At 44.7% G+C, this 19,741-nt stretch carries 13 protein-coding genes and 4 tRNA genes; 14 read left to right on the top strand and 3 right to left on the bottom strand.

From position 1 onward, the window contains the following. Positions 1–130: 130 nt before the first annotated feature. From ACMXYU_RS13980 to ACMXYU_RS13965, 4 genes are all read left to right on the top strand, one after another. Complete coding sequence (locus ACMXYU_RS13980) at positions 131–1,609, top strand: glutamate-cysteine ligase family protein (RefSeq protein ID WP_415899155.1); 1,479 nt, start codon at positions 131–133, stop codon at positions 1,607–1,609. A gap of 37 nt (positions 1,610–1,646) precedes the next feature. Next, a complete protein-coding gene (locus ACMXYU_RS13975; RefSeq protein WP_415899154.1) occupies positions 1,647–2,675 on the top strand; it encodes a succinylglutamate desuccinylase/aspartoacylase family protein in 1,029 nt (342 codons plus the stop codon). 194 nt (positions 2,676–2,869) lie between these two features. Beyond that, entirely contained in the window at positions 2,870–5,053 is a 2,184-nt protein-coding gene (locus ACMXYU_RS13970; RefSeq protein ID WP_415899153.1) for a putative bifunctional diguanylate cyclase/phosphodiesterase, read from the top strand. Between the two features lie 139 nt (positions 5,054–5,192). Further along, positions 5,193–5,927, top strand: a complete 735-nt coding sequence (locus ACMXYU_RS13965; RefSeq protein ID WP_415899152.1) for a glutathione peroxidase — start codon at positions 5,193–5,195, stop codon at positions 5,925–5,927. Between the two features lie 104 nt (positions 5,928–6,031). On the opposite strand, the gene ACMXYU_RS13960 is transcribed toward ACMXYU_RS13965, so the two are convergent. The 3 genes from ACMXYU_RS13960 to ACMXYU_RS13950 form a co-directional block, all read right to left on the bottom strand. Beyond that, a complete protein-coding gene (locus ACMXYU_RS13960) occupies positions 6,032–6,868 on the bottom strand; it encodes a S1 RNA-binding domain-containing protein (RefSeq protein ID WP_415899151.1) in 837 nt (278 codons plus the stop codon). Positions 6,869–7,051: 183 nt separating this feature from the next. Beyond that, the gene (locus tag ACMXYU_RS13955) at positions 7,052–8,392 is read right to left on the bottom strand and encodes a DUF1329 domain-containing protein (protein ID WP_415899150.1); all 1,341 of its coding nucleotides are present in this window, start codon (positions 8,390–8,392) and stop codon (positions 7,052–7,054) included. A 28-nt stretch (positions 8,393–8,420) separates the two neighbouring features. Beyond that, positions 8,421–10,292: a DUF1302 domain-containing protein gene (locus ACMXYU_RS13950; RefSeq protein WP_415899149.1), complete on the bottom strand. Its 1,872-nt coding sequence runs from the start codon at positions 10,290–10,292 to the stop codon at positions 8,421–8,423. A 282-nt stretch (positions 10,293–10,574) separates the two neighbouring features. Between ACMXYU_RS13950 and ACMXYU_RS13945 the strand changes: the two genes are divergently transcribed. From ACMXYU_RS13945 to ACMXYU_RS13900, 10 genes are all read left to right on the top strand, one after another. Next, positions 10,575–11,633 (top strand): AraC family transcriptional regulator, encoded by a 1,059-nt coding sequence (locus ACMXYU_RS13945; RefSeq protein ID WP_415882356.1) that lies wholly within the window; start codon positions 10,575–10,577, stop codon positions 11,631–11,633. Between the two features lie 207 nt (positions 11,634–11,840). Further along, on the top strand, positions 11,841–13,619 hold the full coding sequence (locus ACMXYU_RS13940; RefSeq protein WP_415899148.1) for an acyl-CoA dehydrogenase: 1,779 nt from the start codon (positions 11,841–11,843) through the stop codon (positions 13,617–13,619). A gap of 40 nt (positions 13,620–13,659) precedes the next feature. Continuing rightward, entirely contained in the window at positions 13,660–15,309 is a 1,650-nt protein-coding gene (locus tag ACMXYU_RS13935; protein WP_415901129.1) for an electron transfer flavoprotein-ubiquinone oxidoreductase, read from the top strand. Positions 15,310–15,486: 177 nt separating this feature from the next. Then, positions 15,487–15,574 (top strand) — tRNA-Ser (locus ACMXYU_RS13930). Positions 15,575–15,591: 17 nt separating this feature from the next. After that, positions 15,592–15,667: transfer RNA gene (locus tag ACMXYU_RS13925), tRNA-Asn, on the top strand. A gap of 11 nt (positions 15,668–15,678) precedes the next feature. Next, positions 15,679–15,754, top strand: a tRNA-Lys gene (locus ACMXYU_RS13920). A 41-nt stretch (positions 15,755–15,795) separates the two neighbouring features. Beyond that, a tRNA-Lys gene (locus ACMXYU_RS13915) sits at positions 15,796–15,871 on the top strand. 255 nt (positions 15,872–16,126) lie between these two features. After that, entirely contained in the window at positions 16,127–17,059 is a 933-nt protein-coding gene (locus tag ACMXYU_RS13910; RefSeq protein WP_415899147.1) for a diguanylate cyclase, read from the top strand. Between the two features lie 112 nt (positions 17,060–17,171). Beyond that, a complete protein-coding gene (locus ACMXYU_RS13905) occupies positions 17,172–18,809 on the top strand; it encodes a sensor domain-containing diguanylate cyclase (RefSeq protein WP_415899146.1) in 1,638 nt (545 codons plus the stop codon). 238 nt (positions 18,810–19,047) lie between these two features. Further along, positions 19,048–19,698 (top strand): hypothetical protein, encoded by a 651-nt coding sequence (locus tag ACMXYU_RS13900; RefSeq protein WP_415899145.1) that lies wholly within the window; start codon positions 19,048–19,050, stop codon positions 19,696–19,698. Positions 19,699–19,741: the final 43 nt, after the last annotated feature.

The following is a 19,741-nucleotide window of genomic DNA, read 5'->3' as shown; positions in this document are numbered from 1 at the left end:
ACCCTAAACGCTTTCATCTGCGAATTTCCTAATATCTACATAAATTTGGCGCTAATCGGTTCAAATTGGTAGGAATGAGCAGAGCTAGCTAATCTTAAAGGGATTGAATGAACTTTTCCTGAAGGGGCTTATGGGACAAGAGATCAGTTCTCATAAATTTAGTGAGCAGGCATATAGCCAATTCAGAACGCGCTTAATGGAGAATCTAGACGGGCTGAAATCGATGTTGAATCGGCCCGGTTTTGGTCGTGGGCCTTCATCCATAGGTGCTGAGCTGGAGCTGTATCTAGTAGATAAGCATGGGAGGCCTCTCAGTTTAAATCGCGAAGTGATTGATCGAAGTGGTCATAAGCAGCTAGCGCTGGAATTGAACCGCTTTAATCTTGAATACAACTTAAAGCCGGTTGCGGCTGCAGGCACGCCGTTCAGTCAGATGGAACAGGAGATGGTTGTTGCCATTGAATTGGTGAACCACCATTTATCTGCTGAACAAGGGCAAGCATTGCCTATAGGCATTCTACCGACGTTAAAGCGCAGTGATTTTGGTTTAAAAGCGCTCACAGATGAATCACGTTTTTACGCACTAACTCAAGCGCTACAGAAGTTGCGGGGCAGAATGTTCTGCATCAAGATAGAAGGTGACCCTCCTATTTCACTCCGCTCTCGGGATGTTTCATTAGAGGGAGCCAATAGTTCCATGCAGGTTCATTTCCGAGTGAGCCCCGAGCGTTTTGCTTGCACCTTTAATGCCCTGCAATTAGTGACGCCGGTAGTAGTTGCTTTAGCGGCGAACTCACCGTTTATGTTAGGGCATAAACTATGGCATGAGACACGTATACCCTTGTTCAGACAAGCAATTGATGGGCGTTCCCATGAAGAGTGTGATCGAGGCATTCCTTCCCGTGTCGATTTTGGTAATGGTTGGGTTCGTGAGGGGGCGTATGAGCTATTTGCAGAGATGGTGCATCTACATGAGCCGATACTGCCGGTAATTGGTGACGAAAATACCTTAGATATTATTAATAAAGGGGATGTCGCTTCGCTACAAGAGTTGTGCCTTCATGCCGGTACGGTTTGGCCTTGGAATAGGCCAGTTTATGATCACAAACAGGGTGGACATTTGCGGATTGAGCTTAGGGCTTTGCCCGCTGGGCCGACGCCTTGTGATATGGCCGCGAATGCAGCTTTTGCATTAGGAGTTGCCAAAGGGCTGCAGGAACAGATGGATGAAATTATCCCTGCAATGCCATTTAGCGTGCTGGTTAAAAACTTTTATTTGGCAGCTGAAAAAGGTCTGCAGGCGGAGCTAATGTGGCCAGTCTTAAGTCAGGCTGGTGGACTTAAAAAGTTAAGTGTTGCTGAGATTGTTCAGGAGTTGCTGCCCGTTGCTTATGCTGGATTAAATGCCTTAGAAATTGATCCACAAGAACGGGATCACTATCTAGCTGTGATCAAAGATCGTGTCGATACAGGGATCACAGGAGCCTATTGGCAACTGCGTGAATACCAGCGGTTATATAAAAAATTAAATCACAATCAAGCGCTTACTCAGATGGTGCAACGTTATATGACGTTGTCGGCCACGAATGAGCCAGTAGTGAGATGGTAGCTATTGTGGAGGCGCTTTATATGGAAGGGCATAGGGTATGAGAACGCTGATAAATCCTACTTCTGAGCAACTATTGGAAAGCCCAGAAGCGTTCTTAAAAGAGATGGGCGAAGCGGTGATGATCTATGTCGAAGGGGAGCGGAGCGAGCGTACCCGTGGTTTAGTGACCCTATTGCATGGAAATGAACCCTCTGGCCTTAATGCGCTACACAAATGGTTAAAGCAGGAGCAAAAGCCGCTGTTTAATCTGCTCTGTTTTATACCCTCTGTTCCTGCTGCTATTTTGGAACCCATGTATAAAAACCGCGTATATCCTGGGCAGCGGGATATGAACCGTTGTTTCTTCCCTCCTTTTACGGATGCACCGGGGCAACTTGCTGAAGAGATCTTAGAGCTTTTTGAGGATTATCAACCTGAGTGCATCCTCGATATTCATAACACCTCAGGGCATAGCCCAGATTTTGGCGTAGTGACTTATGTGAGCGAAGCACATGAAGCACTCGTCTCCATTTTTAGTGAGCGTTTAGTGGTAACCGATCTGCGCTTAGGCGCGTTGATGGAGCGAAGTACGCGTCGCTGTCCGGTAGCGACCATCGAGTGTGGGGGAGCTAAAGATCAAACGGCCAATCAGATCGCGTGGCAAGGTTTACAAAAATTTCTCTATCAAGAGGAGGTAATGCAGTTAGAGCACGGTCACCATCTAGATCTGTACCGCCAGCCAGTTCGTTTAGAGCTTCAGCCGGAAACGACGATCGCCTTTGCTGATAGTTATGTGATCGGGACCGACCTGACCGTACCTACGCAATTAGATCAATTTAACTTTGGATCAGTAGAACGGGGTACTTTAATCGCTTGGTTGGGGGGCGGTACTTGCCAGCAAAACTTAAAAGTTCATGACGCTGAAGGGGCTGATGTTTTTTCTCGTTTCTTTGATATTAAGGGCAATCTACTCGTCACTGCACAGCCACTGAAGCTCTTTATGATTACCACTCGACCAGATATCGCCCTCAGTGATTGCTTATTATATGCCGCAGCGGAAACTGAACATGAGGTCGTCGATACTTAACTAATTGAAAAGATTAAGCTTGATTGCAATCTAAAATTGCGCGGGAAAATGAGAAAATCGATTTATAAACGGGCATTCTGATCTATTTATTATACAGCGGTAAAGCTGTATAACTAAGGTCTTATAACATCTGCTGGATAGTCACTAAGCACTAAAACGTGATTAATTGATTGTATAGAGAGCTTGTATTACTCATGATGCCGCGCATTTTAAAGTCGCTTACCCAAAACCCTTTCGCATTTTCTGCGATTGTCTTTGGGGTGGTGATGCTGGTGTCAGCTTTCTTTGTGAGTCATGAATTTGAGCGTATTCGCGAAAACATTAAACAGCAGGCATTTGTAAATCTTTTGACCTTAGGCGCCCGATTAGAGGGCGAAGTAAATGCTCACCTTGTTGTATTGAGGGGGCTACGAGCTGAGGTGGCAATCAATTCTGATATCAACCAAGGTGAATTTTCTCGCCTTGTGGAAGAGTACCTACAAACAAAACTAAGCATTCGGCATATAGCCTTAGCGCCCGGTTTAGTGGTCACCAATATCCATCCCTTTAAAGGTAATGAAGCCGCGTTAGGCTTAGATTACAGAGAGCTTCCTGATCAACTACCAGCGGTTATGGAATCGATCAAGCGCAATGAAATTATCCTTTCCGGTCCAGTAAACCTCGTCCAAGGAGGTACAGCTCTTATCGCTAGAGTCCCAGTATTTGTGGGTGAAGATCGAAATATGCTTTGGGGTATTGTCTCAGCTGTGATCGATGATGAAGACCTGTTGCACAAAGCTGGGATAGATATTCGTCTTTGGGGCAATGAGATAGCCTTGAGAGGTAGTGATGGCTTAGGTGTCGATGGTGATGTGTTCTTTGGTAATAAAGAAACCTTCCACCCAGATGCGGTAACCGTTGATGTTATTCTACCATTGGGGCGTTGGCAGTTAGCTGCTTATCCGCAAGGTGGATGGCAGGTTAAAAACAGACAAGTTCTGGGCTATTGGCTTATTAGCTTGTTGGTTAGCTTTGTTTTGGCTATGGCTACTTACCTGATTGCTCTGAATTACCGTGAAAAGCTTCAAGCGATCGAAACGGCAACTTACCGTGCAAACTATGATGCGTTGACCGGCTTATCAAATCGTTACCATTTCGGCCAGCAGTTGCAGGCAATGATCTATGATCATCAACGTCATAATCATATGTTTGCGCTGTTCTTTATCGATCTCGATTACTTTAAAGAGGTTAATGATAACTGGGGGCATCACACCGGAGACGAACTTTTACGTTTGTTTGCAGGGCGCATGCGCAGCATTGTACGCAGTGATGATCTGCTCGCACGTCTAGCGGGTGATGAGTTTGTTATTATTCTGCGTGATATTGAATCGGCGACTCAGGCTGAATTGCTTGCCGAAAAACTTCAGATGGAGTTGGGTGAGCCTTATCTTATTGATGGTCAGTACCTCTCGGTTACACACAGTTTAGGTATTGCTATGTACCCTGAAGATGGACATAGCATGCAGCAGCTATTGCAGAATGCTGACCGTGCGATGTACGCAGCTAAACGTGCCGGTAAAAATAGAATTTTCTTCTTCAATGAAGCACTGAGTCAGGAAGTGAAGCATCATGTCCAGTTGCATAACGACATACTGGCAGGCTTGCGTGAAGGGCAGTTTGAGCTCTACCTTCAACCTATCGTTGCTTTGGGTACCCAAGAAATTGCCAAATGTGAGGCACTTGTACGCTGGATTCATCCTATTAGAGGTATAGTCTCCCCTGGAGATTTTATCCCAGTTGCAGAACAGACAGGCGCTATTCGCAGCCTAGGTGAATGGATCTTAGATGAGGCTTGCCATCTGTCTGATAAGTTCAAGCAGGCAGGTATCGAAATGCAGATTTCGATTAACCGTTCTGTGGCAGAATTTTTCCCGAAAGATGCTGACGCCCGTTGGTTGCAGATTATTGATGGTCACGATGTGGATCACAGCAATCTGGTGTTTGAGATTACCGAGTCGCTGTTGATGGAAGGTGGCGATAGTCAGTTAGATAAGATCAAACGCTTGCGTGAGCAAGGTATCGCTTTCTCTATTGATGATTTTGGTACAGGGTATTCGGCAATTAACTACCTACGTCACTATCCTGCGGATTACTTGAAGATTGATCGTAGCTTTGTGATTGATCTCTTGGATGATGAGCAGGACAGAACGCTGGTCGAGGTAATCATCAAAATGGGTCAAACCTTGGGCATCAAAGTCGTAGCTGAGGGTGTTGAAAACCAGCAACAGCTAGATATGCTTCGCGAGTTTGGTTGTGATTATGTTCAGGGATATTTCCTTGGGCGTCCGGTACCCTTCGATCAATTCTTAGAATTCCTTCCGAAAGAGATTCACTCTTAATTTTAGTATAGAAAATCTCCATATAGCTCTAGGCTATCAGTCGATTAGTTTTGTTTAATTATTTTTATTCAACGTTTTCGCCTATATTAACTCTAACGAAACGCAAGTCATCCAGACGCGACATTTAGAGGAATAAGTCATGCTACAGAATAGCGAAGGTAAGAATATCCCAGCAGTAATTTTTCACACTCGTCAGGGTAATGAGTGGGTTGATGTAACGACTGCAGAGCTTTTCACAGGTAAGAACGTAATTGTATTCGCACTGCCGGGTGCATTTACACCAACATGTTCTAGCACGCATTTGCCTCGCTACAATGAGCTTGCGCCAGTATTCGCAGCAAATGGTATTGATGACATTATCTGCCTTTCTGTAAACGATACATTTGTAATGAACGCTTGGGCTGAAGATCAGCATGCAGACAACATCACTTTTATCCCAGACGGTAATGGTGAGTTCAGCGCAGCGATGGATATGTTGGTCGATAAAGACAACCTAGGTTTTGGCAAGCGTTCTTGGCGTTACTCCATGCTGGTGAAAGATGGCGTGATCGATAAGATGTTTATCGAGGCTGACCTTCCAGGCGACCCGTTTGAAGTATCTGATGCTGATACCATGCTGGATTACATCAATCCGCAAGCGGAACAGCCAAAACGCGTAACAGTATTGAGTAAGCCAGGTTGCCCGCACTGTACACGTGCTAAGAAAGCGCTGACTGACAACGGTTACAAGTACGAAGCGATTGAGCTAGGTAGCCACGGAGTAAGTTTCAGCACGTTGCAAGCGGTTTCAGGGCACGGCACAACGCCGCAGATCTTTATCGATGGTGAATTGATTGGCGGTGCTGATGATCTTGAAGCGTGGTTGAAGGGATAAACCGACGTTTTTAGAAAGGTTAAGGATGAATAGGAGAAACAAAAAAGCCGTAGCAGATCTGCTACGGCTTTTTCATTTTATTCTCATTTTTATCAAGAGGGATCTTAATCTTTTAAGCGCAATCCGCCCGGCTCAATGGTGATCTTGCCTTGTTTTAGTAGAGCACCGACAGCCATTTTGAATGCCTTTTTACTAATGCCAAAGTGCTTGTAGATCACTTCTGGTGAGGATTTATCATTGATCGTGATAAATCCTTCCTGCTCATCCATCATATCTAGGATCTGCTGTACGGTATCTACAACCTTGCTGTATCCCGGCTTTTGCATGGAAAGGTTGATCTTGCCGTCCGCGCGTACTTCTTTGATGTAGCCTTTAAATTTTTGGCCAGGGTAAACCGTTTTCAATACATCGCTACGGAAGATCAGGCCCCAGTGCTCGTGGTTAACAATCGCTTTTTGGCCTAGGTCGGTACGGTTGGCAATGACCAACTGAACCTCCTCGCCTGCTTTGTAACGAGGTGGTGTTTTATCCAAGAATTTATCGATCTTAGTGGATGCCACAATACGGTTAGTGTTCTTATCTAGATACAAACGCACAAGGTAGCGCTTACCAACCTCAACAGGGCGGTTCTTTTGCTCGCTGTAAGGTAGAAGCACATCTTTGGAAAGACCCCAGTCTAAGAAAGCACCTACATCGTTTACTTCTGAGACTTTCAGCATGGCAAATTCGTCAACGATCGCCTTAGGTGTTTCCGTGGTCGCAATCAGATAATCATCGGTATCAAGATAGATAAATACGCGGATACTGTCGCCGACTTCTAAATCTTCTGGGCAGTAACGTTTAGGTAAAAGTATTTCGCCTAGTTCACCTGCATCCAGATAAACGCCAAAATCTTTCTCTTTGATTACTTCCAGAGTGTTGTATTTGCCGATAGCGGCCATGGGAAAACCTTTCGATAATGAGTAGATGGAGCAGCATCGCTGCTAAGCACAGTATTATCCTAGTCCATCGCTCAATATAAAAGCTCTAAAACGAAAAAAGCCTCCTTAAAAATAAGGAGGCTTTCTGCGTATCAGAATAAGATAGGATTATTCGTTTACGCTACTTGCTTGCATGGATCTGGTTTATTTACCCATGCGACGGATCGCCTGTGGGGTAAAATCTTTATGTTTAAAGCGTTGGCTAAAGTCGAATCCATTGCCTTCTTCGTTCGTCAAACTACCCACTAGGTATCTACCAGATTGAAGATCATAAAGCGCTTCAGCAGTCAGCCAAGGCACATTTACATCACGGTATTGGAACTGGTGGGATTCACCTACACGCCATAGCTCGCCTCGACCGTCGTAGTGATCGACTACAGCAATCTGCCAGCTATCTTCATCAATGTAGAATGTACGTTTCGCGTAGATATGACGTTCACCATCTTTAAGCGTTGCCTCTACTTTCCACACGCGATGTAGCTCATAACGCGTTAGTTCTGGATTCATATGGCCAGGTTGAAGGATATCTTCATACTTTAATCCACGATCGGCTAGTTTGAAGCTGTTGTATGGAATGTAAAGCTCCTGTTTGCCAACAAGATTCCACTCGTAGCGATCAGGAGCGCCGTTGAATAGATCGAGGTTATCAGTTGTACGTTGACCATCACTGGCTGTGCCCGGTGCGTCATATGCAATTTGAGGCGCACGACGAACACGGCGCTGACCTGCATTATAAGTCCAAGCCTGACGAGGTTGTGCAATCTGGTTCATCGTCTCATGAACGAGTAACACGTTGCCGGTTAGGCGAGAAGGTGCTTTAACGCGCTGGACAAAGTAAAACAGGATATTGTTATCTTTTTTAGCGTCAGAACCGCCTTCTAAAGCGCTCGGCCAAGACATCTTTTCGTTAATTTTTACCGCAGTAAAATTACCGTTAGCTTGCACAGGTACCTGCACAAAAGTCCTTTCCAATGCACCGCCACGGTAGCGAGTCATGTGGTTCCAGATAACTTCTAAACCGTTTTCAGGGATTGGGAAAGGGATTGCTGTTTCAAAGCCTGATAGGCCGTTGCCGCCATCGGTTAGTTCTGCGCTGGAAGCATTCTGTTTTGCTGCAGCATAAACATCTGCTGGTAATGCGGCTGTACGATGGGTTGGGTACACAGGGATAGAGTAACTATCAGAATACTTCTGCAACATCGCCATCTGGCCGGGTGTAAGGTTATCCTTGTACTGATCAGCATTGGCTGCAGTGATAGTGAATAGTGGCTTTTCGCTTGCAAACGGATTGCTGTATCGATCAGAACCACTTTCTAAACCGCCGGTCCATGCCGGAATCGTACCTGCTGCATTACCCGCTTTTTCCGCACCGATCGGGGTTAGTTGATTGCCCAATTGAGCTACCTGCTCAGGTGTTGCGGCATAAACGCTTGCCGAGGCAAAAAGAATCGCCGAACTCAGCAGAAGTTTCTTGGTATTAAACATAGTGTATATCTCCATTTATCTGCTGATCTTAGAAAGAAACGGATGCGCTAATTGATAGGAAATCACGATCTTCTATAGAGTTAAAATCTCCACCGAAGAAGTCAGTATAAGAAAGCTGAACCTGATACTTATTTAGGTAATCAGCGGTCAGGCTTAGACCTAAGGTTTTCTCATCTTCATTAAACCCTGCACCTGGTTGTGGACCATAACCTTCTAAACCGTGTTTGAAGCTGATTTGTGGGGTTAGGTTTACACCGGCAAAAGCGTTTGGATAGTTTAGGTTAGCTCGCAATACGTAGCCGTAAGAGTCTTGGGTTACGAAGCCTTCAGTATCACCAGCAGCATAACCATATGCGCCATTACGGCCATACTTCAAGGCATTAGCACCTTCATCAAGGTCATGAACGTGAGTCCAAGCTAATTCACCTACCATGGTTAAACGGCTTGCACCAAGCACTTGATCGTAGAATTTTACAAAGCTAGTTTGAACTTGGGTTACATCAAATTCACTATAACCTGAAATTTCCCCCCCAAGACCGGCAGAGCTTATAAGGTTGTCGGCTGCGGTATTACCAACACCACCAATATTTTGCGCAAGAATCGCACCTACCAATAGGGGGCCGTTAATCTGCATCGGGACATCCCTTTTATGGCTGATTTCACCAGACCAAGCAATATCACCAATATTTGTATTAAAACTTAAACCGAGCATTTCTATATCTTCTGGATATTCAATGAAATATTCGGAGTCAAATGCAGATACAACAGCAGCTGCTGCGCCAATGAAAGCGATATCGGCAGGGGCAACCGTAGTATTTACACCACTAGTTACAGGAAGGCGGCTATGATATTTAGCTGCATAGAAACCAAATTCAGTATTGTTTAGTTCTTCAGCAAAGTACCTTAGCGAGAAACCAAACTGACCATCGTCATCAGCTTCTCTTCTGCCATTTGCATTTCGGTAAACGACCGGGTCTATACCTGTTGCTGCCCAAGCGCCTGCGGCATTCAGGGTATTGAAATATGCTTGGTCAGAAACGTTAACACCTAACGCAGCTAAGCTATCGCCTTGTACTCGGATGCCGTCGCAACCCTCTCCAACGAAGTCATTGTTGGAGAAATAGGTACCACAACCGTCGATCGCTGTTGGTTCCCATTTAAGTTGATAGAAACCTTCAATGCTTAAATTGTCGGTAAGTCCTAGTGAAGCAAAGGCCATATTTACCGGAAGTAGGCCTTCTTTAACTTCTGCGCCAGGGCGACGGAAGGCGTTGACATCAAATGGGTTGATAGCGTTTAAACCGCCCTGAATAAATGTACTTTCACCCCAGTTAACAACTTGTCGACCAATACGTACATCGAGTGGTTTTTCACCTAAATCAAATGCGCCGTACCAGTAGGCATCTAATACTTCGAAACCTCCAAATTTGGCATAATCATTAAATCCAGAATCGTCTAATTCTTCGCCGGGATCATAAAGGTTAGGCGAGTGGCCATGGTTTCTGGAACCGGATTCCAGTTCAGCGTCGTACCAGTATTTAGCCCGGGTAAAAACGCCCATATTTTCATAGCGTAGTTCAAGGTCGTGTACACCTTTCACGATTTGAGAGAAGGTTTCACCTTTATCAAAGTTCTGGTTACCGTCATCGTAACTACCTGAGCCAAGGCTAGTACCACCATTTCCTTGCGAAATTAGCTTTGAAGATGCGTCATCCATACGCCAGCTCGCACCCATTGAGATCTGAGAGTCAAAGCGACCTTCAATATCACCCAGATTAAATTCAATTGCTTGAGCCTGATTTATGCCTACTGCACTACCAATTAGTAACGGCAGTAGTTGGCGTGTAAACACCGAGGATGGTTTTTTGCTGCGACGCAAAATCCGGTTTTTTGTTGCCATTTCGTTCACCTAGCGTTGTTATTTTTTTAAGGCGCAAATTGTGTTTTCTATCTAAATCCATTGCGGCTACTCGGTAGGTTCATAAAACGGGCTCTACAGAGTAGTTACAGAGTCTTTAACGCTATCCATGTTCACTGGGTTAAGAAAATCTCTCAATAACAATTGAGGGCAAAGTTATTAACAAAATAGTTCGTTAGCTTGAAATTATTAACATAATAGTTCATGAATAAGAAAGGGAAGTGCGTTTCATCAAAAAATAAGAACAAAATAGGTTAGAGAGTCATGGAGCGTAAAATTACCGTACCCGCTGGGTACGTCCGTCACTTATTGCAATTAGTTGAAGAGCAAGGCTTCAGCGTTGAACAGCTGTTGACCCATGTCGGTATCGATCCGGCCGAAATTGGTAATCAGACTGAATTTCCAGCGGATAAGTTTGGTTTGCTCTATCAGCGCATTTATTACATCGCTCAAGACGAATATTTCGGAATGTTGAGTGGCGGTAAGGTGCCAAATGGAACCTTCCGCATGATGTGTCATTGCTTAATCCACTGTACAACGCTAGAGAAAGCGATCTATCGTGCCAGTGATTTTCATGAGATCTGTCGCGGCACAAAAGTTAAACCTTATCTGGTGCGCAAAGGCCGTTTTGCCAAGGTTTCGTTTACCACAACGGACGCGGCTGAAGTCTCTATGGAAGAGATTTTAAAAGACGAAATACCAGGGCGTATTCGAACTTCGCTATCGATGTGGCAGCATTTTTTATGTTGGCTAATTGGCAAAAGATTAGAGCTGAAAGCAGCCTATTTTTCCTTTGCTGAGCCAGACGATGTGGCGCAATACAAAACCCTTTTTCAGTCAGAAGTTAAATTTGATCAGCATGATAATGCCATCGTTTTTCCTGCGCGTTATTTGGATTTTCCGATTGTTCAAACCCCTGAGACTTTGCGTAGTTTCTTAAAAACTGCTCCTTATCAGCTGATCGTAATGGTGGATGATGACACCAGTTTGAAGTCCCAAGTGGTGGCTTTGATTGGTAAGGACTTTAGTCAGGATCTGCCAAGTGCTGAAGAAGTAGCGTATCGACTGCATATGTCAGTATCGACACTGCGGCGTAGATTGCTGGAAGAAGATACTTCCTATCAAAAGATAAAGGACGAGTGTCGCAAGCTAGCTGCGCTTAACTATATGAATTCCCCGCAGTTATCGATCAATGATGTTGCGGGTCTGATGGGATTTGAAGAGCCCTCCGCGTTCTTTAGGTCATTCAAAAAATGGACAGGTATGACTCCAGGGGAATATCGGCGTAGTGATAGCTATTGCCAGCAATTAGCTGATTCTTAATGCTATAAATTGGCCCTAATTATAGGGCCTTTTTTGTTTCTAGAACGTTTTTGTTAGTCATTGAGGTGTGAATTGTTATTGCTGGATCTGGGCGCTGGAACGATTATGTTAATAGCATTTCCCAATGTGAATTAACGTCGAGTTATTACAATAAAAAGCCTGAGCCGACCTAAGCGGTAAGCAGGTTAAGACGGAGCAAGTTATACAATGAGCGATTATCGATACCCGTATCAAGATGGTGTTTTTGTCTTGAATGAGCTGGTGGGGTTAGAACAGATTTGTCATTCAGCAGGTCTAGAAGAATTTGCTGAAGGCTTGGCTGAAGCGGTTTTAGATGAGGCTTCTAAACTAGGCACGGAACAGCTTGCTCCTCTAAATGTTGTTGGTGATCAGCAAGGTGCAAAATTAGTTGATAACCAAGTACAGGAAACACCGGGTTTTTCTGATGCTTACCAACAGTTTTGTGAGGGTGGCTGGCCATCGCTTGCGGCTAATCCTGAATTCGGTGGTCAGGGCCTGCCTAACGCACTCTCTGTTGCGGTTAACGAAGTGTGGCAGTCCTCCAACTTGGCTTGGGCTTTATGTCCTCTGCTGACTCAGGGCGCTATCGAAGCGTTGGAAACACATGGCAGTGAACAGCTACAGCAGCACTACCTTCCTAGGCTGATCAGCGGTGAGTGGACGGGCACCATGAACCTGACAGAACCTGATGCAGGTACCGACTTGGCCGCGCTGAAAGCGCGTGCTGTACCAGAAGGTGATCACTACCGAATTACTGGCCAAAAGATCTTTATCACCTGGGGTGATCATCAGATGACTGAGAATATCGTTCATCTGGTATTAGCGCGTTTGCCTGATGCTCCGGCCGGTGTAAAAGGGATCTCTCTATTTGTCGTGCCAAAATTCCTGTTGGATGAAAATGGCCAAATGACTGATCAGCGCAACGATGCATCGGCAGTTGCTCTTGAGCACAAGCTCGGTATCCACGGCAGTCCTACCTGTGTGATGAGTTTTGGTGATAACGATGGTGCAATTGGTTACTTGGTAGGTGAGGAAAATAATGGCCTCGCATGCATGTTCACTATGATGAACGATGCACGCCAAGGTGTGGGCCTGCAAGGTTTAGCAATTTCTGAACGTGCTTATCAACAGGCGTTGGAATATGCCAAAGAGCGAGTGCAAGGCACATTAAGAGATGGCTCTCGTGTCACCATTATGAAGCACCCTGATGTACGTCGCATGTTGTTGCAGATGAAATCAGGTATTCAAGCAATGCGTGCATTAACTTACGTTGCTCGCGCCGAAAGTGACCTTTGTCAGAATGCTCAGGACAGTGAACAGCGAGCTAAACATCAGGCACGAACGGATCTTCTCACGCCGATTGTTAAAGGTTGGGTGACAGAGTTAGCCCAAGAGATGACCTATCTTGCAGTACAAGTGCACGGTGGTATGGGCTTTATCGAAGAAACAGGCGCTGCGCAGCATTATCGCGATGCGCGTATTCTGACGATTTATGAAGGTACTACCGGTATTCAGGCTTTAGACCTGATCGGTCGAAAAACCTTGGTAGATAGTGGTGCTGCACTCACTGATCTACTGAGCGAAATTGCTAGCGATCTTGATCAGATATCCGAACCTGAACTGCAAGATATGGTTAGCGCTACCCGAGATGCCCTTGCCCACGCAGAAGACGCTAAAAAGTGGGTATTGGAAACCGCGAGTAAAGATCAAGCCGCAGCGGGTTCAGCCAGCGTCAGCTTTATGATGTTGCTTGGTTATCTATGTGGTGGTTGGTTATCGGTTAAATCAGCCAGTATTGCCCAAGCTAAGCTAAATGATCCTGAAAGCGATCAACCATTTTTAGAAAGCAAAATTGTATCGACGCGCTTTTATGTAGAGCAGTTGCTACCACGTACGTCAGGTCTGTTGAGCGCAGTCATGGCGGGTGGTGATGCGGTGATGCAGCTTTCTGAAGAGCAGTTTTAAGTAGACGCCATATAGGTGAGAGAGGTGAGTTATGAGTGATATGGCGCGTGAATCAATGGAGTTTGATGTAGTCATTGTTGGAGCAGGTCCTGCTGGATTATCCACAGCCTGCCGTTTGATGCAGCAAGCTCAAGAAGCGGAAAAAGAACTAACGGTTTGTGTGGTAGAAAAAGGCTCTGAAGTTGGGGCGCATATATTATCGGGCGCAGTCATTGAATCTCGCGCTCTAGATGAGCTGTTTCCTGATTGGAAAGAGCAGGGGGCGCCGTTAAATACGCCGGTGACCGAAGATCAGATCTATATGCTCAAAGATGAGGAAAAAGCCACCCAAGTGCCGAACATGCTGGTTCCTAAAACGATGCATAATAATGGTAACTATATTGTTAGCTTGGGTAACTTATGTCGTTGGTTGGCAGAGCAGGCTGAGCAGCTTGGTGTGGAAATCTTCCCTGGTTTTGCTGCAGCTGAAGTTCTTTACCATGAAGATGGTAGCGTTAAGGGTGTAGCGACGGGGGATATGGGTCTAACTGAGTCTGGTGAGCAGAAAGATAGTTATATGCCGGGTATGGAGCTGCATGCTAAATACACGGTGTTCTCAGAAGGCTGTCGTGGGCATTTAGGTAAAGAGCTTATCGAGCGCTTTGATCTGGCAGCAGACGCCGATGCTCAACATTATGGCTTGGGTATAAAAGAACTGTGGGATATTGATCCTGATAAGCATAAGCCTGGTTTAGTTGTGCATGGTTCAGGCTGGCCATTGAGTGATGGCGCGAGTGGCGGTTTCTTCCTCTATCACACCGAGGGTAATCAAGTGGTTGTTGGCTTGATTATCGATCTGAACTACTCCAATCCATATTTAAGCCCGTTTGATGAGTTTCAGCGCATGAAACATCATCCAGTTTTGAAACAGTACCTAGAGGGCGGTAAGCGCGTCTCCTATGGTGCTAGGGCGATCACGAAAGGCGGCTTTAATGCCCTGCCTAAAATGACCTTCCCGGGTGGCATCATTGCAGGTTGTAATGCCGGTACGCTTAACTTCTCGAAGATTAAGGGTACGCATACTGCAATGAAGTCGGGCATGCTGGCTGCAGAAGCAATTTTCGATGAGCTCACTCAGTCGGGCGAGGGTGGTAAAGAGCTGAGCTGTTATGCACAGAAGTTTGAATCCTCTTGGTTGTATGACGAATTATTCCGCTCACGTAACTTTGGCCCTGCCATGCATAAGTTTGGTCCGTTGTTAGGTGGTGCCTTTAACTACATCGACCAGAATATCTTTGGCGGCAAAATTCCATTGACGCTGCATGATACTCATGCTGACTATGCGCAATTAAAACCTGCCTCTGAGTGTAAAGAAATTAGCTATCCAAAACCGGATGGTGAAATCAGCTTTGATAAGCTCAGTTCAGTGTTCCTCTCAAATACCAACCATGAAGAGGATCAGCCGTGCCATCTTCAGTTAAGGGATGAAAGTATTCCTTTAGGTTCAAACCTATCGACTTATGCTGAACCTGCGCAGCGATATTGTCCTGCGGGAGTGTATGAAGTGGTTGAGGATGAACAGGGACAAAGATTCCAAATAAACTCGCAAAATTGTCTACACTGTAAGACCTGCGATATTAAAGATCCGGCCCAAAATATTAAGTGGGTGGTCCCAGAAGGTATGGGCGGACCAAATTATCCAAATATGTAGTTTGTAGAAATCCGGTGAGGCGTGTTTATCCGGTTGTTTTTTAATCGTTTCTGGTTAATCTTTAGTCGAATTTCCAGAAACTGAAAAAACTTTGAAAAATAATCAGTTTTTTTGCAAAAACAGTACGTAATTAGTTGACACAAAAACTCATTGCGATAATATACGCGCCGTTCCTGCGGAGGGATGGCTGAGTGGTCGAAAGCACTGGTCTTGAAAACCAGCGGTCCGAGAGGGCCCTAGGGTTCGAATCCCTATCCCTCCGCCATTTACTGGAACAGCAGTTCCCTGATAGCTCAGTTGGTAGAGCAGTAGACTGTTAATCTATTGGTCGCTGGTTCGAGTCCAGCTCAGGGAGCCATCTTAAGAGTTGGGTCGTTAGCTCAGTCGGTAGAGCAGTTGGCTTTTAACCAATTGGTCATAGGTTCGAATCCTATACGACCCACCACTCTTAAACTTCTTTAGCGAAATTCTTTCGCAATTTTATGTGGGTCGTTAGCTCAGTCGGTAGAGCAGTTGGCTTTTAACCAATTGGTCATAGGTTCGAATCCTATACGACCCACCACTTTAAGAATCCAGCCTTGAGCTGGTTTTTTTATGCCTGAAATTCAGCACGACTTCGCCGTTTAGGACGTTACTTCGTGGCTAGAGGACGCAGCTGCGCTGCTAGAGGACGGCTGCGCCTAGAGGTTGCTTTGTTAATCTCTATCATTGGCGATCCTAAATTTACTGAACTATTGATCCAGCTCGGACTCTATTTCTTGAATAACTGCTAAAGTTAGTGAGTGGTTTCTATACAGTTGTTTCTCTAGAGGGTTTTATGTTGCATCCCGACCAGTGGGTAATCGAGGAAAAGGATGATCTGGTGCCATTGGATAAGTGGCAGAAAACAGTGGATGTGATGGCGCGAATCTTTCAAGCGCCTGCGGGCTTTATTGTCCAGTATCGCCCAAAAGGCTATCAGGTAGTGATTGCCAGTGATCAGGAATCGAATCCATACCCTGCTGGGGTAGAGATTACGCCGGATACCAACATTTTTTGTAAAAAAGTCGTGCAGGAAGGGCATGAACTATATGTCAAAAATGCCCAAGAGGATTCTGCTTGGGATACCAACCCTGAAGTTGCTAATGATGGTTTTAGCTCCTACCTAGGTTTGCCGGTGCAGTGGCCATCAGGCGAGCCGTTTGGAACCATCTGTGTCATGGATTTTGAATCCACAGATTACCGCGCTGAATACATAGATCTGGTGAGTGAGTTTAGAGATCTGATCGAGGCTGATCTGCGTCTCCTTTCTCAGTATGAAGAGATTTCCAACTTAGCAATGACAGATGAGCTTACAGGGCTTTATAACCGTCGTGGCTTTATGTCTGTAGCAACGCATTACTCGGTACTTGCTAAACGCACAGGGATGGCTCTAGGTTTGCTCTATTTGGATCTTGATGATCTTAAAGGGATAAATGATCAACAGGGTCATAGTTCGGGCGATCAGGCGCTTAAACACCTTGCAGAAGCTATCCGAGGCGCTATCAGAGAAAATGATATCTCTGCGCGTATGTCTGGTGATGAGTTTGTAGTGCTCGCTGCCGCAGAGTCGCAGGCTGACTTAGATAAAATCGCTGAGCGAATTAGCCAGGGGCTTAAGGAAAATCAGCTAAGTGTCAGTATTGGTAGTGTGATGCTTGCTGGTAATCAGGCGATTGAGTATTGGCTGGAGCAGGCTGATAGCAAAATGTACCAAGATAAAAGCAGTTAGCACCTTCCTTCGTGGCTTTAAGCGGACTATATCTTGTAACCCTTATTTATTGAGGGTACAACTAAAAATACAGTTATATTCATTTTGTAAGTTGCTATAGGCCATATTTCATATGGGTACTGATCCTAAGCCCCACTCATCAAGCTTGAATGATATCGATGGATCGATTCTTAGCTATATTAATGATCCGGTTTCTATAGTTGATAAACACTATATCTATCGTGCGGTTAGTCGTGGCTATGAGCTTATGTTTCAGCAGCCTGCTTCTGAGATTATAGGCACTCACGTTAGGGATCTTCATGGTGACGAAGTATTTAACGGTTTTTTGAAGCCCGCATTAGATAGAACGTTGGCAGGGGAATCCTTTGAATTTCAATTTTCTAGACCAGACCCTGAGGGCAATCTCCTTCATATTCATAGCAAACACTCCGTTTATAGTGGTCCTTTAACGCAAGGCTTGGGTGTGGCTGTTGTGGCCCGAGATATAACTGAGCTAGTGAATGCGACCCAAAAATTGGAAGCAGAACGTGCTCTCTTAAAAAAAGAACGAACTCTGCTTAAGAACATAATAAATACGCTCCCGGACTTTATCTTCGCCAAAGATGATAAGGGTGTATACCAGGTAGTGAACCGCAGTTTTGAAGAGTTTATTAATAAGCCCTCGAACGAAATCTTGGGAAAAACAGATGCAGATCTTATGTCCAAGGAGTCTGCAGGCTATGTTCGGGGTATAGATGCTCAGGTTTTGAAGACCGGAGAGGCTCACAGGGATGATGAATGGGTTACCTATGAGGATGGTAGGCGTCGATTACTGGACATGCATAAGCTGCCATTGGTAAATGAAAGCGGTGAAGTAAATGGGGTTTTGGGTATTGGCACTAACGTTACCTTTGAAAGTCAGGCCGAGCAGAATCGTCAAATAGCTTCGGTATTCTTCGAGGTGACCAATAACCCCTGTTTTATTCTAAATGCTCAGTCTGAAGTTCTAGCTGCAAATTCAGCGGCTCAAAGGGCGTTTGATTTAGATGAGAGGCCGGAGGGTTCCGTATTTGATTATTTTTTTGATGCAGCAGGTGGCAAGTGCAGCCTTGAAGAGTGCTTAGGAACTAATCAATATTGGAGCGGGGAGCTCTGTGACAACAAAAATAGTACTTATTTTGCTTCGCTTCATAAGGTTGCTGCTCAATCTAAACTAGCTGATCGATTTGTCTTGGTTTTTCAAAACCCAGAAGATCATACTCAGGTTGCTCAGGAGTTGCTGGCAAAAGCTTATGAGGATCCCCTTACTAAGCTGCCAAATAGAAGGCTATTCTATTCAAAATTAGAGAGTGCTCTAATTCGCGCTGAGCGTCAGTTGAAAAAGATAGCGGTACTGTATATCGATCTTAATAGCTTCAAGCCTATAAATGATAATTTTGGGCATGAGGTTGGAGATAAGGTCTTAATTGAGTTAGCTAGAATCCTGATCTCTTGTTTAAGAAAAACAGATATCGTTGCTCGGATTGGCGGTGATGAGTTTGCTGCACTGGTCGACACAAACTCATTGGAAGAAGCTAAGCTCATTGTAAGTAAGATTCATCAAACTATAGAAAAATCATTCTCTGTAGAGCAATTACCCAATCATAAAATCAGTGTCAGTATTGGAATCAGTTGTTTTCCAGATGATGCAGGTGCAGCTGAAGAGCTCTTACGTATAGCTGACCAAGATATGTATAAAGCGAAGCAGAAATTTAAGTCTCAATCTGTTTAGGACGCCGCTTCGCGGCTAGAGATCGGCTTCGCCTTTTAGGACGCCACTACGTGGCTAGAGGACGGCTTCGCCTAGAGAAAAAGCGTTGGTGTTGGAGTTATTTCTGCTTGAAACCCGTTGTCTGACATACTTCAGCTATTCTTCTGTTAATAAAAAAACACGGCTATGACTTTCTATCTCGTTAGTTTTCTTGCCTTTTTTACTTGTTACTCACATATTAAGCGCTTAGGGCTCTGTTGTGCAGAGGGCTTCCTGTACAGTCAATATTTATAAAGCGTTAGTTGAAATTGGAGTAGGAATGACAGAGAGCTTTATTAGACAAAGAAGAAACTTATACATCGTAAACGGAATATTGCTCTTTTCATGCCTAGCAAAAGTACAAATTTCAAATTTGACAGTGGCGGGTATTAATTTCTCAGGGTTTAACAATCCTCAAATTTTCTTTGTCTTTCTATGGATTGTTTGGATTTATTTTTTATATCGTTTTGCTGTTTATTTCTTAGAGGATGAAAGAGATTCGTTTATCAAAACTTGGGAAAGAGAAATACAACGGTATGTAAATCCAAAGCTTCATCAAATAGCTGAAGGTTACTGCTCGAATGAATACTTAGGTAATTCTGGAAATTTCTATAGTCTAAAGAAAAATGGATGGAAGTTAAATTTTCAAGAAGGCTGTGATCACGAACATCTTGGGCAGCAAATAAGTAATCACTCATTACACATACGATATAGCCAATTGGCAGTCCCTCTTACTCTAGGGGCTTTAAGGTTTCTATTATTAACACCTGCTGTGACTAATTACATATTACCAATTCTGTTCAGCTTCGTTGTATTTTATGTTGCCGGTTTCACAAGTTGGGAAGGTGCTTTAAATTCGAACATAAATTAATAAGTAGTTTAACTTTTCGTAACGGCGCTGGATGCATTCTAGC

The organism is Neptuniibacter sp. QD48_11 (genome assembly GCF_047778095.1).
Classification (GTDB): Bacteria; Pseudomonadota; Gammaproteobacteria; order Pseudomonadales; family Balneatricaceae; genus Neptuniibacter.
The sequence above is the reverse complement of the archived record's forward strand: the minus strand, read 5'-3'. Positions and strand labels throughout refer to the sequence as shown.

Coding starts and splice junctions, on each gene's coding strand:
- ACMXYU_RS13950 (WP_415899149.1), bottom strand. CDS start 10,292: ATGGCAACAAAAAACCGGATTTTGCGTCGCAGCAAAAAACCATCCTCG.
- ACMXYU_RS13970 (WP_415899153.1), top strand. CDS start 2,870: ATGATGCCGCGCATTTTAAAGTCGCTTACCCAAAACCCTTTCGCATTT.
- ACMXYU_RS13960 (WP_415899151.1), bottom strand. CDS start 6,868: ATGGCCGCTATCGGCAAATACAACACTCTGGAAGTAATCAAAGAGAAA.
- ACMXYU_RS13975 (WP_415899154.1), top strand. CDS start 1,647: ATGAGAACGCTGATAAATCCTACTTCTGAGCAACTATTGGAAAGCCCA.
- ACMXYU_RS13910 (WP_415899147.1), top strand. CDS start 16,127: ATGTTGCATCCCGACCAGTGGGTAATCGAGGAAAAGGATGATCTGGTG.
- ACMXYU_RS13940 (WP_415899148.1), top strand. CDS start 11,841: ATGAGCGATTATCGATACCCGTATCAAGATGGTGTTTTTGTCTTGAAT.
- ACMXYU_RS13945 (WP_415882356.1), top strand. CDS start 10,575: ATGGAGCGTAAAATTACCGTACCCGCTGGGTACGTCCGTCACTTATTG.
- ACMXYU_RS13965 (WP_415899152.1), top strand. CDS start 5,193: ATGCTACAGAATAGCGAAGGTAAGAATATCCCAGCAGTAATTTTTCAC.
- ACMXYU_RS13935 (WP_415901129.1), top strand. CDS start 13,660: ATGGCGCGTGAATCAATGGAGTTTGATGTAGTCATTGTTGGAGCAGGT.
- ACMXYU_RS13980 (WP_415899155.1), top strand. CDS start 131: ATGGGACAAGAGATCAGTTCTCATAAATTTAGTGAGCAGGCATATAGC.
- ACMXYU_RS13955 (WP_415899150.1), bottom strand. CDS start 8,392: ATGTTTAATACCAAGAAACTTCTGCTGAGTTCGGCGATTCTTTTTGCC.
- ACMXYU_RS13905 (WP_415899146.1), top strand. CDS start 17,172: ATGGGTACTGATCCTAAGCCCCACTCATCAAGCTTGAATGATATCGAT.